Origin of the sequence: Enterobacter sp. 241F3, from assembly GCF_034106785.1 — a bacterium.
Classification (GTDB): Bacteria; Pseudomonadota; Gammaproteobacteria; order Enterobacterales; family Enterobacteriaceae; genus Enterobacter; species Enterobacter vonholyi.
Window position 1 is genome coordinate 206,492 of sequence record NZ_JAWNDD010000002.1, and the last position, 12,568, is coordinate 219,059.

Annotated in this window: 11 protein-coding genes; 3 read left to right on the forward strand and 8 right to left on the reverse strand. The window is 55.9% G+C overall.

Annotation, left to right across the window (positions count from 1 at the left end; all coding sequences use genetic code 11):
- Positions 1–28 precede the first annotated feature (28 nt).
- From UR504_RS08245 to syd, 8 genes are all read right to left on the reverse strand, one after another.
- On the reverse strand, positions 29–1,168 hold the full coding sequence (locus tag UR504_RS08245) for a glycerate kinase (RefSeq protein WP_274240682.1): 1,140 nt from the start codon (positions 1,166–1,168) through the stop codon (positions 29–31).
- A 77-nt stretch (positions 1,169–1,245) separates the two neighbouring features.
- Complete coding sequence (gene gudD / locus UR504_RS08250; RefSeq protein WP_302236390.1) at positions 1,246–2,583, reverse strand: glucarate dehydratase; 1,338 nt, start codon at positions 2,581–2,583, stop codon at positions 1,246–1,248.
- Positions 2,584–2,598: 15 nt separating this feature from the next.
- Positions 2,599–3,939: an enolase C-terminal domain-like protein gene (locus UR504_RS08255; protein WP_302236704.1), complete on the reverse strand. Its 1,341-nt coding sequence runs from the start codon at positions 3,937–3,939 to the stop codon at positions 2,599–2,601.
- Positions 3,939–5,294, reverse strand: coding sequence for a galactarate/glucarate/glycerate transporter GudP (gene gudP, locus UR504_RS08260; protein ID WP_090418491.1), 1,356 nt, complete (start codon positions 5,292–5,294; stop codon positions 3,939–3,941). Before gudP ends, UR504_RS08255 begins: the two co-directional genes overlap by 1 nt.
- 294 nt (positions 5,295–5,588) lie before the next feature.
- Positions 5,589–6,038, reverse strand: coding sequence for a flavodoxin (locus UR504_RS08265; protein WP_029741558.1), 450 nt, complete (start codon positions 6,036–6,038; stop codon positions 5,589–5,591).
- A 24-nt stretch (positions 6,039–6,062) separates the two neighbouring features.
- Positions 6,063–6,839 carry a tRNA pseudouridine(65) synthase TruC gene (truC, locus tag UR504_RS08270; RefSeq protein WP_127732184.1) on the reverse strand — a complete coding sequence of 259 codons (777 nt, stop codon included), beginning with the start codon at positions 6,837–6,839 and terminating at the stop codon, positions 6,063–6,065.
- On the reverse strand, positions 6,836–7,165 hold the full coding sequence (locus UR504_RS08275) for a YqcC family protein (protein WP_047173524.1): 330 nt from the start codon (positions 7,163–7,165) through the stop codon (positions 6,836–6,838). Before UR504_RS08275 ends, truC begins: the two co-directional genes overlap by 4 nt.
- Positions 7,166–7,797: 632 nt before the next feature.
- Positions 7,798–8,343 (reverse strand): SecY-interacting protein, encoded by a 546-nt coding sequence (syd, locus tag UR504_RS08280; protein ID WP_115876189.1) that lies wholly within the window; start codon positions 8,341–8,343, stop codon positions 7,798–7,800.
- A 69-nt stretch (positions 8,344–8,412) separates the two neighbouring features.
- On the opposite strand from syd, the gene queF reads away from it, so the two are divergent.
- From queF to UR504_RS08295, 3 genes are all read left to right on the forward strand, one after another.
- Positions 8,413–9,255, forward strand: coding sequence for an NADPH-dependent 7-cyano-7-deazaguanine reductase QueF (gene queF / locus UR504_RS08285; RefSeq protein ID WP_021241894.1), 843 nt, complete (start codon positions 8,413–8,415; stop codon positions 9,253–9,255).
- 116 nt (positions 9,256–9,371) lie between these two features.
- On the forward strand, positions 9,372–10,736 hold the full coding sequence (gene ppnN, locus UR504_RS08290; RefSeq protein ID WP_023309027.1) for a nucleotide 5'-monophosphate nucleosidase PpnN: 1,365 nt from the start codon (positions 9,372–9,374) through the stop codon (positions 10,734–10,736).
- A gap of 515 nt (positions 10,737–11,251) precedes the next feature.
- Positions 11,252–12,547 carry an HAAAP family serine/threonine permease gene (locus tag UR504_RS08295; protein WP_111965430.1) on the forward strand — a complete coding sequence of 432 codons (1,296 nt, stop codon included), beginning with the start codon at positions 11,252–11,254 and terminating at the stop codon, positions 12,545–12,547.
- The last annotated feature ends 21 nt before the right edge of the window (positions 12,548–12,568 follow it).

Consider the following 12,568-nt stretch of genomic DNA (forward strand, 5'->3'; position numbering starts at 1 on the left):
AAGCGAAGCCGCCACCCGGCAACCACAGCTAAAATGCCTGCCCCACTTTCAGCACCGCAGCGATATTCCTTGCGGTCATCCTGACGTTCTCGCTGGCATTTTCCAGCGCGTCTTCCAGGGAGCAGATGGTGTAGATCACGCTAAACACTGCATCAATGCCGTGATCGTGTACTACGCCAACGTCCGCCGTCAGGCTGCCAGCAATGCCAATAACGGGTTTGTTAAAGCGTTTCGCCACCTTCGCCACCCCCACCGGGACTTTGCCGTGGATCGTCTGGCTGTCAATGCGGCCTTCCCCGGTGATCACCAAATCCGCATCGGCCACCTGGTCGGCCAGGTGTAGCGCATCGGTCACGATCTCAATGCCCTGGCGCAGCTGCGCGCCGCAAAAGGCGTACAGCGCAGCCCCCATGCCACCTGCCGCTCCGCCGCCAGCAAGGTTTAGCACGTCGATATCCAGATCCCGGGCAATGACTCTCGCATACTGCGCCAGCGCGTTGTCCAGGGTGACGATCATCTCGGGTGTGGCACCCTTTTGCGGTCCAAATACGGCTGACGCACCGTCCTTTCCGGTGAGTGGATTCGTGACATCACAGGCGACTTCTATCCGACACTCCGCCAGACGTCTGTCCAGCCCGCTCAGGTCGATACGCGCGAGTTTTCCCAGTTCGCCTCCGCCCTGCCTAAGAGGTTGTTCGCTCGCGTCGAGCAATTTAGCGCCCAGCGCCTGCACCATCCCTGCTCCGCCGTCATTGGTGGCGCTGCCGCCAATGCCAATGATGATATGCTTAACACCCGCATCCAGCGCATGCCGAATCAGTTCGCCCGTGCCCCAGGAGGTGGTTTTCAGGGGATTACGCTGTGAAGGGACGACCAGCTCCAGGCCGCTTGCCGCCGCCATTTCAATAAAGGCGCTCTGCTCGTCACCGGATAAGCCATAAAACCCGTCCACCCGCTCACCCAGCGGGCCGGTCACCGGAACATGCACAATGCGTCCCTGCGTTGCCGCGATCATCGCCTCAACCGTCCCTTCGCCGCCGTCCGCAACCGGCAGTTTGACGTAAACCGCCTCGGGAAAGATCTCGCGAAAACCACGTTCTATCGCTGTCGCAACCTCAAGCGCACTCAAACTTTCCTTATACGAGTCCGGTGCGATAACAATTTTCATAAGCCATCCTTACGCATAGTCGTTACGTTAAGCATACACCACGTAAAAGACCGCTCATGGGAGCGGTCCCAATGCGTTTATCGTACCATGCACGGGCATTTATTGTCGAATGTCCAGTCGGGGATCAGATACTGCATCGCCATCGCGTCATCGCGCGCGCCCAAACCGTGTTTCTGGTACAGCTCATGGGCCTTCATCACCTGGTCCATATCCAGCTCAACCCCCAGCCCCGGAGTGGAAGGCATCTGAACCATGCCACCTTTGATTTCAAACGGCTGCTTAGTCAGACGCTGATTACCCTCCTGCCAGATCCAGTGCGTGTCGATAGCGGTAATCGTCCCCGGAGCGGCAGCGGCAACGTGCGTGAACATTGCCAGCGACACGTCGAAGTGGTTGTTAGAGTGCGAGCCCCAGGTCAGGCCAAACTCATGACACATCTGCGCCACGCGCACCGAGCCCTGCATCGTCCAGAAGTGCGGGTCCGCCAGCGGAATGTCGACAGATTGCAATGACAGCGTGTGTCCCATCTGACGCCAGTCGGTAGCAATCATATTGGTCGCGGTTGGCAGCCCCGTTGCGCGGCGGAATTCCGCCATCACCTCACGGCCCGAGAAGCCTTGTTCTGCCCCGCACGGATCTTCCGCATACGCCAGCACGCCTTTCAGCTGCTTTCCGATTTTGATCGCTTCATCAAGCGACCATGCTCCGTTAGGATCCAGCGTCACGCGCGCCTGTGGAAAACGTTTTGCCAGTGCGGTGACGGCTTCCGCCTCTTGTTCCCCGGCCAGCACGCCGCCCTTCAGTTTGAAATCATTAAAGCCATATTTTTCGTACGCGGCTTCCGCCAGGCGCACCACCGCATCCGGGGTCATCGCCTCGTCGTGACGGAGTCGGTACCAGTCGCATTGTTCATCCGGCTGGCTCTGATACGGCAGCGGTGTCAGCCTGCGGTCGCCGACAAAGAACAGATAGCCCAGCATTTCCACTTCGCTGCGCTGCTGTCCTTCACCCAACAGCGACGCGACGTTGACGCCCAGATGCTGACCCAACAGATCCAGCATCGCGGATTCAATCCCGGTCACCACGTGAATGGTGGTACGCAGATCGAAGGTCTGCAGGCCACGTCCCCCGGCATCGCGATCGGCAAAGGTGTTGCGCACGGTGTTCAGGACATTTTTGTACTCACCCAGCGTTTTGCCCACGACCAGCGGAATGGCATCTTCCAGCGTCTGGCGGATCTTCTCCCCGCCCGGAATTTCGCCCACGCCCGTATGGCCGGAATTGTCTTTGATAATGACAATATTGCGGGTAAAGAATGGCGCATGCGCGCCGCTCAGGTTCATCAGCATGCTGTCATGGCCCGCAACCGGAATGATTTGCATGGAAGTGACGACAGGGGTCGTAAAGGTACTCATCGTGTAATCCTTTTATCAGTTACGTCCAAAAACAGGGCGCTTACGGTCAAATGTCCAGCCGGGGATAAGGTACTGCATCGGGCCCGCGTCGTTACGCGCGCCGCCCGGTAGCTTTTTATACGCCTCATGGGCTTTATGGATCCGATCCCAGTCCAGCTCCACGCCCAGACCCGGCGCATCCGGTACGGCAATTTTGCCATCTATGATTTCCAGCGGATTTTTCGTCAGTCGGGCTTCACCTTCCTGCCAAATCCAGTGGGTATCGATGGCGGTCGGGTTACCCGGCGCCGCCGCGCCAACGTGGGTAAACATCGCCAGCGAAATATCAAAGTGATTGTTCGAGTGACAGCCCCAGGTGAGCCCCCACTCATCGCACAGCTGGGCCACGCGAACTGCGCCTGAGAGCGTCCAGAAGTGCGGGTCCGCCAGCGGTATGTCGACGGCGTTAAGCATCACCGCGTGACCCATTTCGCGCCAGTTGGTGGCGATCATATTGGTCGCGACCGGCAGCCCGGTGGCGCGACGGAACTCAGCCATGACTTCACGACCCGAGAATCCTTGCTCCGCGCCACAGGGGTCTTCTGCATAGGTCAGGACATCGCCCAGCCCTTTGCACAGGCTAATGGCTTCATCCAGCAGCCATGCGCCGTTGGGATCGACGGTGATCCGTGCATCAGGGAAGCGTTTTTTCAGCGCCCGGGCCGTTTCAATCTCCCGCTCGCCGGGCAGCACGCCGCCCTTCAGCTTGAAATCCTTAAAGCCGTAGCGATCCTGCGCCGCCTCGGCCAGCCGTACCACCGCGTCGCTGGAGAGCGCTTCCTGATGGCGCAGCTGATACCAGTCGTGATCGCCCGCGGTTCGGGCCAGATAGGGGAGATCGGTTTTATTACGATCGCCAACGTAAAACAGATAGCCCAGCACGGTAACAGCTTCGCGCTGTTTGCCGGGCCCCAGCAGCTCGCAAACCGGAACATTGAGCGCCTTACCCAGTAAATCGAGCAGGGCGGCCTCCAGGGCGGCGACGGCGTTGACCCGCAGTTCAAACGTCCAGGCACCTTTACCGAACGTATCAAAATCCGCCGACTGATTGCCCTTATGCACCCGCTGAACCACCTTATTCAGACGAGCGACCTCCTGGCCCACGACCTGCGGAATGGCATCAACCAGCGTCTGGTAAATCACCTCTCCACCAGGAGCCTCGCCCACGCCGGTGTTCCCCGCGCTGTCTTTCAGCACGACGATATTACGGGTAAACCATGCGTTATGTGCACCGCCTATATTGAGCAGCATGCTGTCCTGTCCGGCCACCGGGATGACCTTCATCTCCGTGATGGTTGGACTCGATTGCGTTGTCATCATCCACGCTCCGCTACAGGTTTAAGTTCGACGCGTTTGATATCCCCCACCAGCACCAGGTAACTCAGCACCGCCACCAGCGCATGCACACCTACGTAAATCAGCGCACCGTTAAAGGAGCCGGTGGTGCCGACGATGTAGCCGATAGCGATGGGCGTAACAATCCCGGAGATGTTGCCGAACATGTTGAACAGACCGCCGCTCAGGCCGCTGATCTCTTTCGGTGCCGTATCCGCCATCACCGCCCAGCCCAGCGCGCCAATGCCTTTGCCGAAGAAGGCCATCGCCATAAAGCCGATAATCATCCACTCGGCATTGACGTAGTTACAGAACACCATGGTCATGGAGAGCAGCATGCCGAGCACGATGGGCGTTTTACGCGCGATGTTCAGGGAACCGGTGCGGCGCATCAGCCAGTCGGAAATCACCCCGCCGAGCACGCCCCCCACGAAGCCGCAGATGGCCGGGACCGAGGCGACAAACCCCGCTTTCAGAATCGACATTCCGCGTGCCTGTACCAGGTAAACCGGGAACCAGGTGATGAAAAAGTAGGTCAAGGCGTTGATACAGTACTGGCCCAGATAGATGCCGATCATCATGCGCGAGCCGACGAGCTGCCTGATCTGCGCCCATTTCTGGCTGAACGGCACTTTCGCCGTCGAGGATTTCTGATCCATGTTGATCAGCGCGCCGCCTTCCGCGATGTACTCCAGCTCTTTTTTGTTTACGCCTGGATGCTGGTTGGGTTCGTGGATCACTTTCAGCCAGATAAAGCTGATGACGATCCCAAGCCCGCCCATGAAGAAGAAGACGTGTGACCAGCCCACCTCATGGGTCAGCCAGCCCATAATGGGCGCAAAGATCACCGTCGCGAAGTACTGTGCGGAGTTGAAAATCGCCACCGCCGTTCCCCTCTCTTGCGCCGGGAACCAGGCCGCCACAATGCGGCTGTTGCCCGGGAAGGAAGGTGCTTCCGCTAGCCCCACCAGGAAGCGCAGCGTGAAGAGCGCCACGATAATGCCGAAGCCGCTGAAGATATCGACGAAGCCCTGCAGCAGGGTAAAGGCAGACCAGATGAAGATGGACCAGAAATAGACGCGTTTCGAGCCAAAACGGTCCAGCAGCCAGCCGCCAGGAATTTGCCCGATGACGTAGGCCCATGAAAATGCGGAGAAAACGTAACCCATCCCCACCGGATCAAGGCCGATATCTTTTGCCATTTCCGAACCGGCAATCGACAGCGTGGCGCGGTCACCATAGTTAAAGGACGTGACGATAAACAGCATCACCACTATCCAGTAGCGGGCATTGGTGCGCTTTTCAGCGCTGCTCGCTGCGTGGCTTAATGTACTCATTGTTGCACTCCTGAAACATAGCTTTCGCCTGGTTCATTCTGTACAGCACCGGTAGGGTAATCAGAATGAGATTGGTTTTTGTCGTTTTAGTACGGCCTGAAGCCGTTTTATAGTGACCGGGAAAGTATATGAAGGAGAGCCTCTTCTCCTCACCGTGCAAAAACACAACATTGAAAGGAGTAGGGAACGTGGTTTGGGGCATAAGCCCAAAGCAGTTGAAGATGCTTCACGGAATCGAGGATTTGGTGCGGCTTCGTTGCCGGGTGGCGGTTAAGCCTTACCCGGCCTGGAGAACTATTTAAGAAGCGTTGCCCAGTGTTCGACCCACGGGTTTGATTCGCTTTCTGGCTCCGGGTGCTCACCCGCGTCAATCAGCAGCATCTCGCCGACGCGCTGGGCGCTCTGTTCCTGCAGGAGCGCATCGAACTGCTTGCCGCCGCCGCAGAAGTTAGCGTAAGAGCTGTCGCCGAGGGCGATGATGCCGTAGTGAACATCTGGCTGATAGCCAAGCTGGTCTTTAATGCCCTGGAACAGCGGCACGATGCTGTCCGGCAGGTCGCCCTGCCCGGTGGTGGAGGTCACCACCAGAATGTATTTATCTTTATACTTTTCCCAGTCCGCCAGCTCCGGATCTTCATAGACCGTGGCTTTATGGCCCTGGCTGGCGAGTATTGCCTCAGCCTCTTCCGCTACCAGCAGCGAGTTGCCGTACATTGTGCCGACAAAAATGCCTACTTCAGCCATGCTATTTTCCCATATTGAATGCGTTTACTGTTCATCCTGAACGTTGCCCGATACAAACTCAACCCTTTCATTTTCGGGGAGTTGTCCCAGCCAGCCAAACTGTGACAGCGCCTGCATCCAGACGTCGTCCAGCCGCGCACGGATAGTCAGCGGCTCGCCGGTAAACGGGTGCGTCAGGCTGAGCTCGCTCGCGTGCAGCATCAGACGATGGCAGCCAAAGTGTTCGGCCGCGCTGCGGTTCTGGCGTAAATCACCGTGTTTGCTGTCGCCAATAATCGGGTGGCGCAGATGCGCAAGGTGGCGTCGCAGCTGGTGCTTACGCCCGGTTTTGGGCAGAAGCTCAACCAGGCTGTAGCGCGTGGTCGGAAATTTGCTGGTTGCCACCGGCATTTCCGTCGTCGCCATACCGCGATAATCCGTCACGGCGGGCTGGGGGCCTTTGTCATCGCGGGCAAATTTATCGGCGATTTTGTCCAGCTCCTCCACCAGCGGGTAGTCCAGCGTGGCGGACTCGGTCAGCCAGCCCCGCACGATCGCGTGGTAGCGCTTCTGGATCTGATGTTGTTCAAACTGCTGCGCCAGCAGACGCCCCGCCTCGCTGGAAAGCCCCATCAGCAGCACGCCGGAGGTCGGCCGGTCGAGACGATGGGCGGTAAAAACATGCTGACCAATCTGATCGCGAACGGTCTGCATCACCACCACTTTCTCATCACGATCGAGCCAGCTGCGGTGTACCAGCCAGCCGGACGGTTTATTCACCGCCACCAGCCACTCGTCCTGATAGAGGATCTCAAGCGTCATGCATCTTCACCGGCAAACAGGGAATCCAGTTTTTCCAGTTCGACCAGCATGACGTCGCGCGCAGGATGCGTCGCTTCGAGCGCCATTTCATAATAGGGAGAGACAGCAAACGCCTGCGGCAGCGGATGACCGCCCTCAAGCAGGGCGTGCATGCGCGGAATTAACACCCACTGCAGCCACTCAAACGGGGCCAGCGTATCCAGGCAGAAAGGCTGGGTGCTCGCGAACGCTTCTGGCTGCGGCGCGGTCTCCTGCCACAGCTGATGTTGGCGCAAAAGGGCTTCGATGGCGTGCAACTGAGCACGAACGCTATCGTGTTGCGTCATAGTAACCTCAACTGAAAAAGTGAACGGCGCGCAGCATAGCATTGCGGAAGGCAGAAATAAAAAAAGGGAGCACTGTAAAAACAGTGCTCCCGGTTCGTTTCGCAGCATTCCAGCTACAATTCGTGCTCCCTGCTCATCCGTGACAACTTTTCCTGAAGCCCGAAGGCCTGGTCATCCGTCTACCTTTTGCATCCTTCACACATCTTCCTGACGTGTTTGTTTCATCCTGAAACGTCCTGGCCTTCCTGACCCACCGACCATCCTGACCGGCTCTCATTCTCCTTCCTGGAGGTGTCCCTTACGCATCCTGCGTTATCCGCTTCGCTTCATCCTGAAGCCTTCCTGCAGCGCCATCCTGACGAGTCCTGACTGAGAAACGCCATCATCCTGATGTTCGTTTCTCGTGTCGGCTTCCTGTCGACGGAGATAGAATCCGCTATTCCGCTTCGTCTTACAACCCACTCAGCCAGCGTTGTAAGACGCAGGGACTCCCTAAAAATAATAGGACGAACCACTAATCTATTGAAAAATAGATTGATATTAATCTGAATTAAATGAGGTAAGACTGAATGTTCCAGCGATCTCTCACAAACGTTGTAAGAGATCTCTCACACGCGATATAGCATCAGGGATTACAGAAGTGGCTCAAGTCGGGTGAGGAAATCCGCAAGAGAGGGGGCGAGAGTCTCGCGATTGCGGGTACCGATAGTCTCTTTAACCACTTCACCTGACAGGTTACAGACGGATAACACATCCAGTTCGCTGTCCAGCGTGGCAATAAAGAGCGTTGGAGAAAGCTTAAGGCGTTTTTGCGTGACAAGATGACCAATCAGGTTTTCCTGAACACGCTGCAGATCGTCTTCGCTCCAGGTCTGCAACAGCGTCAGCGTGATATCGGCAAAGCGCGCGGGCATATCCCCTGCAAACTGCGCGGTATAAAATGCGTGAACCGCTGGTTGTACCACAATGTCCATTGCCCGCTCAACCGCATTTACATTTTGCTCGCCGTCGAAGGGTTTTGGTTGCCAGATAACGTAACCGTCGAGCGAAGAGATAATACACGGTGAAGGTACGCCATATAAATCAGAACTTTGCGGCCACGAGCCCTGCTTTTCATGCCATGCGTCGCAGTAGCGGGTCGTAAAGGTAGTGAGGGCATTTGCAGTTTCGATGTCCACCGATTTCTCTCTTCTTGTCAGACAGGATAAACTCAGGCCATAAGTGTACCTGTAAAGTGGCTATGAAACATGTCTTACGAAAATCATCAGGCGTTAACCGGCTTAACGCTGGGTAAATCGACCGATTACCGCGATACCTACGATGCAAGCCTGCTGCAGGGCGTGCCGCGCAGCCTGAACCGCGATCCTCTGGGTCTGCACGCAGACGCGCTGCCGTTCGTGGGTGGCGATATCTGGACGCTGTACGAACTCTCGTGGCTCAACGCACGCGGCCTGCCGCAGGTGGCGGTGGGCCACGTTGAGCTGGACTATGCCAGCGTGAATCTCGTCGAGTCTAAAAGCTTTAAGCTCTATCTCAACAGCTTTAACCAGACAAAATTTAACAGCTGGGACGACGTTCAGCACACGCTGGAACGTGATTTAAGCGCCTGCGCGCAGGGAAAGGTGAGCGTTTCACTGTATCGCCTGCACGAGCTGGAAGGGCAGCCAGTCGCCCACTTCAACGGGACCTGCATCGACGATCAGGATATTGAGGTGGAAAATTATGAATTCAGCGCCGATTACCTCGAAAACGCGGCGAGTGGCAAGGTGGTCGAAGAGACGCTGGTCAGCCATCTGCTGAAATCCAACTGCCTGATCACCCACCAGCCGGACTGGGGCTCAGTGCAGATCCAGTACCGCGGCCCGAAAATCGACCGGGAAAAATTGCTGCGCTACCTGGTGTCATTCCGACATCACAACGAATTCCACGAGCAGTGCGTGGAGCGCATCTTTAGCGATATTCAGCGCTTCTGCCAGCCAGAAAAACTGAGCGTTTACGCGCGCTATACCCGCCGCGGCGGTCTGGACATCAACCCGTGGCGCACCAACACCGATTTTGTGCCGGCGACCGGACGGCTGGTGCGTCAATAATATAAATATTTTCACAATATGCGCGGTATCTTCCGCGCTTTAGGTTGTGAAACGTCACGCGCCAGGGCTATTGTAATCAACAGGGAAAGACGATAATCGTCCCGTAAGGAGCTCACTTGATTACACATATTAGCCCGCTTGGCTCAATGGATATGTTGTCGCAGCTGGAAGTGGACATGCTTAAGCGCACGGCCAGCAGCGATCTTTATCAACTGTTTCGTAACTGTTCACTTGCCGTACTGAACTCCGGAAGCCTGACAGATAACAGTAAAGAACTGCTGTCCCGCTTCGAAAGCTTTGATATCAACGTGCTGCGCCGCGAGCGTGGCGTGAAGCTTGAAGTCATCAACCCGCCGGAAGAGGCCTTTGTTGACGGGCGTATCATTCGTTCACTTCAGGCTAACCTGTTTGCCGTGCTGCGTGACATCCTGTTTGTTAACGGGCAGATCCACAACGCAGGTCGTTTTCAGCATCTCGATCTGGAAAGCTCGGTCCATATCACCAACCTGGTGTTCTCCATTTTGCGTAACGCCCGTGCCCTGCACGTTGGCGAAGCGCCGAACATGGTTGTCTGCTGGGGCGGCCACTCCATTAACGAAACCGAATACCTTTATGCCCGTCGGGTTGGAACGCAACTCGGCCTGCGTGAGCTGAATATCTGTACCGGCTGCGGTCCGGGTGCGATGGAAGCACCAATGAAAGGAGCGGCGGTTGGGCATGCGCAACAGCGTTATAAAGAGGGACGGTTTATCGGCATGACCGAACCGTCCATCATCGCCGCTGAGCCACCTAACCCGCTGGTTAATGAGCTGATTATCATGCCGGATATTGAGAAGCGTCTTGAAGCGTTTGTCCGTATCGCCCACGGCATTATCATCTTCCCGGGCGGCGTGGGGACAGCGGAAGAGCTGCTCTATCTGCTGGGTATTCTGATGAACCCGGCCAACAAGGATCAGGTTCTGCCGCTGATCCTGACCGGGCCAAAAGAGAGCGCCGACTACTTCCGCGTGCTGGACGAGTTTATCGTGCACACGCTGGGTGAAGCCGCGCGTCGCCACTATCGCATCATCATTGACGATGCCGCGGAAGTGGCGCGCCAGATGAAAAAAGCGATGCCGCTGGTGAAGGAGAACCGTCGCGATACCGGCGATGCGTACAGCTTTAACTGGTCAATCCGTATTGCGCCAGACCTGCAGATCCCGTTCGAGCCAACGCACGAAAATATGGCGAACCTGAAACTCTACCCGGACCAGCCGGTGGAAGTGCTGGCTGCGGATCTGCGTCGCGCCTTCTCCGGTATTGTCGCGGGCAACGTGAAAGAGATGGGCATCCGCGCCATTGAACAATACGGTCCGTACAAGATCCACGGCGACCCGGAGATGATGCGCCGCATGGACGACATGCTGCAGGGCTTTGTCGCCCAGCACCGCATGAAGCTGCCAGGCTCAGCCTATATTCCTTGCTACGAAATCTGCACATAACGCTTAGCGATATCTCATCAAAGCCGGGTCGCCCTGTTGCGCGTCCCGGCTTTTTTTATTCCTGATGTAATTCATACGAATCACTTATGTCTTTAACAAACTATGCCCAAACGCAAACGATTACCTTGTTTTCTCAACCGTAAATTATCAGCCTTAATCTAAATTACCCGTCAGAAAATACTAAAAACCCCTTTCTTTACAGCTAAAGACACCTATATCACGGGCCAGTCTTTCAGCTCACATGTCGTTGGTGGTAGCCTTCGCGCACGTAAATTCTCTTTGGTGTTTTTTTAACAGATAAATGGTCTAAAGATGCCCACATCATAAGTGGATTATTGCATTTGGGATCAGGATCACTGATAGATTCATAACTAGAATGTATCTTTCCGCCCGCCAATAGTTACGGGCAAAAATTATTAAAAAACCGTCACTGAACGAATTTCATATTACCGTCAGGCACTTTTTCATCGGATTTGACTAAAAACCTGACAATTCGCTTCCTCCAGGAGATATAGATGGAAACCACTCAAACCAGCACCGTTGCTTCGATTGAATCCCGAAGTGGTTGGCGCAAAACGGATACCATGTGGATGCTTGGCCTTTACGGCACGGCAATCGGCGCTGGTGTACTGTTCCTTCCTATCAACGCAGGCGTCGGCGGTCTGATTCCGCTGATCATTATGGCTATCATTGCTTTCCCGATGACCTTCTTTGCACACCGCGGTTTGACCCGCTTCGTGCTGTCCGGTAAAAACCCGGGCGAAGACATCACTGAAGTGGTTGAAGAGCATTTCGGCGTGGGCGCAGGTAAGCTGATTACCCTGCTCTACTTCTTCGCGATTTACCCTATCCTGCTGGTTTACAGCGTGGCGATTACCAACACCGTTGAAAGCTTCATGCTGCACCAGCTGCACATGACGCCGCCTCCGCGTGCCATCCTGTCTCTAATCCTGATTGTCGGCATGATGACCATCGTGCGCTTCGGTGAGCAGATGATTGTGAAGGCGATGAGCGTGCTGGTGTTCCCGTTTGTGGCTGCTCTGATGCTGCTGGCCTGCTACCTGATCCCACAGTGGAACGGTGCAGCGCTGGAAACCCTGTCCCTGAGCAGCGCATCGGCGACCGGTAACGGCCTGCTGATGACCCTCTGGCTGGCGATTCCGGTAATGGTCTTCTCCTTCAACCACTCTCCAATCATCTCTTCCTTCGCCGTTGCGAAACGTGAAGAGTACGGTAACGGCGCAGAGAAGAAGTGCTCCAGCATCCTGGCACGCGCTCACATCATGATGGTTCTGACCGTTATGTTCTTCGTCTTCAGCTGCGTACTGAGCCTCTCCCCGGCAGACCTGGCTGCAGCGAAAGAGCAGAACATCTCTATCCTGTCTTACCTGGCGAACCACTTTAACGCACCGCTGATTGCGTGGATGGCACCGATCATCGCGATTATCGCCATCACCAAATCCTTCCTGGGCCACTACCTCGGCGCACGTGAAGGCTTCAACGGTATGGTGATTAAATCTCTGCGCGGTAAAGGCAAGAGCATTGAAATCAACAAGCTGAACAAAATCACCGCGCTGTTCATGCTGCTCACCACCTGGGCAGTAGCGACCCTGAACCCAAGCATCCTGGGCATGATTGAAACCCTGGGCGGCCCGGTCATCGCGATGATTCTGTTCCTGATGCCGATGTACGCGATTCAGAAAGTCCCTGCTATGCGTAAGTACAGCGGTCATGTGAGCAACGTGTTTGTGGTTATCATGGGTCTTATCGCAATCTCTGCGATCTTCTACTCCCTGTACACCATGTTCTGATTACCACCCGCGCCGTTTTCG

What these genes read in the sequence shown, in the direction of transcription:
- UR504_RS08265 (WP_029741558.1), bottom strand. Translation starts at nt 6,038, where the DNA reads ATGGCTGAAGTAGGCATTTTTGTCGGCACAATGTACGGCAACTCGCTG.
- gudD (WP_302236390.1), bottom strand. Translation starts at nt 2,583, where the DNA reads ATGAGTACCTTTACGACCCCTGTCGTCACTTCCATGCAAATCATTCCG.
- UR504_RS08295 (WP_111965430.1), top strand. Translation starts at nt 11,252, where the DNA reads ATGGAAACCACTCAAACCAGCACCGTTGCTTCGATTGAATCCCGAAGT.
- UR504_RS08275 (WP_047173524.1), bottom strand. Translation starts at nt 7,165, where the DNA reads ATGACGCAACACGATAGCGTTCGTGCTCAGTTGCACGCCATCGAAGCC.
- truC (WP_127732184.1), bottom strand. Translation starts at nt 6,839, where the DNA reads ATGACGCTTGAGATCCTCTATCAGGACGAGTGGCTGGTGGCGGTGAAT.
- UR504_RS08255 (WP_302236704.1), bottom strand. Translation starts at nt 3,939, where the DNA reads ATGACAACGCAATCGAGTCCAACCATCACGGAGATGAAGGTCATCCCG.
- queF (WP_021241894.1), top strand. Translation starts at nt 8,413, where the DNA reads ATGTCTTACGAAAATCATCAGGCGTTAACCGGCTTAACGCTGGGTAAA.
- gudP (WP_090418491.1), bottom strand. Translation starts at nt 5,294, where the DNA reads ATGAGTACATTAAGCCACGCAGCGAGCAGCGCTGAAAAGCGCACCAAT.
- UR504_RS08245 (WP_274240682.1), bottom strand. Translation starts at nt 1,168, where the DNA reads ATGAAAATTGTTATCGCACCGGACTCGTATAAGGAAAGTTTGAGTGCG.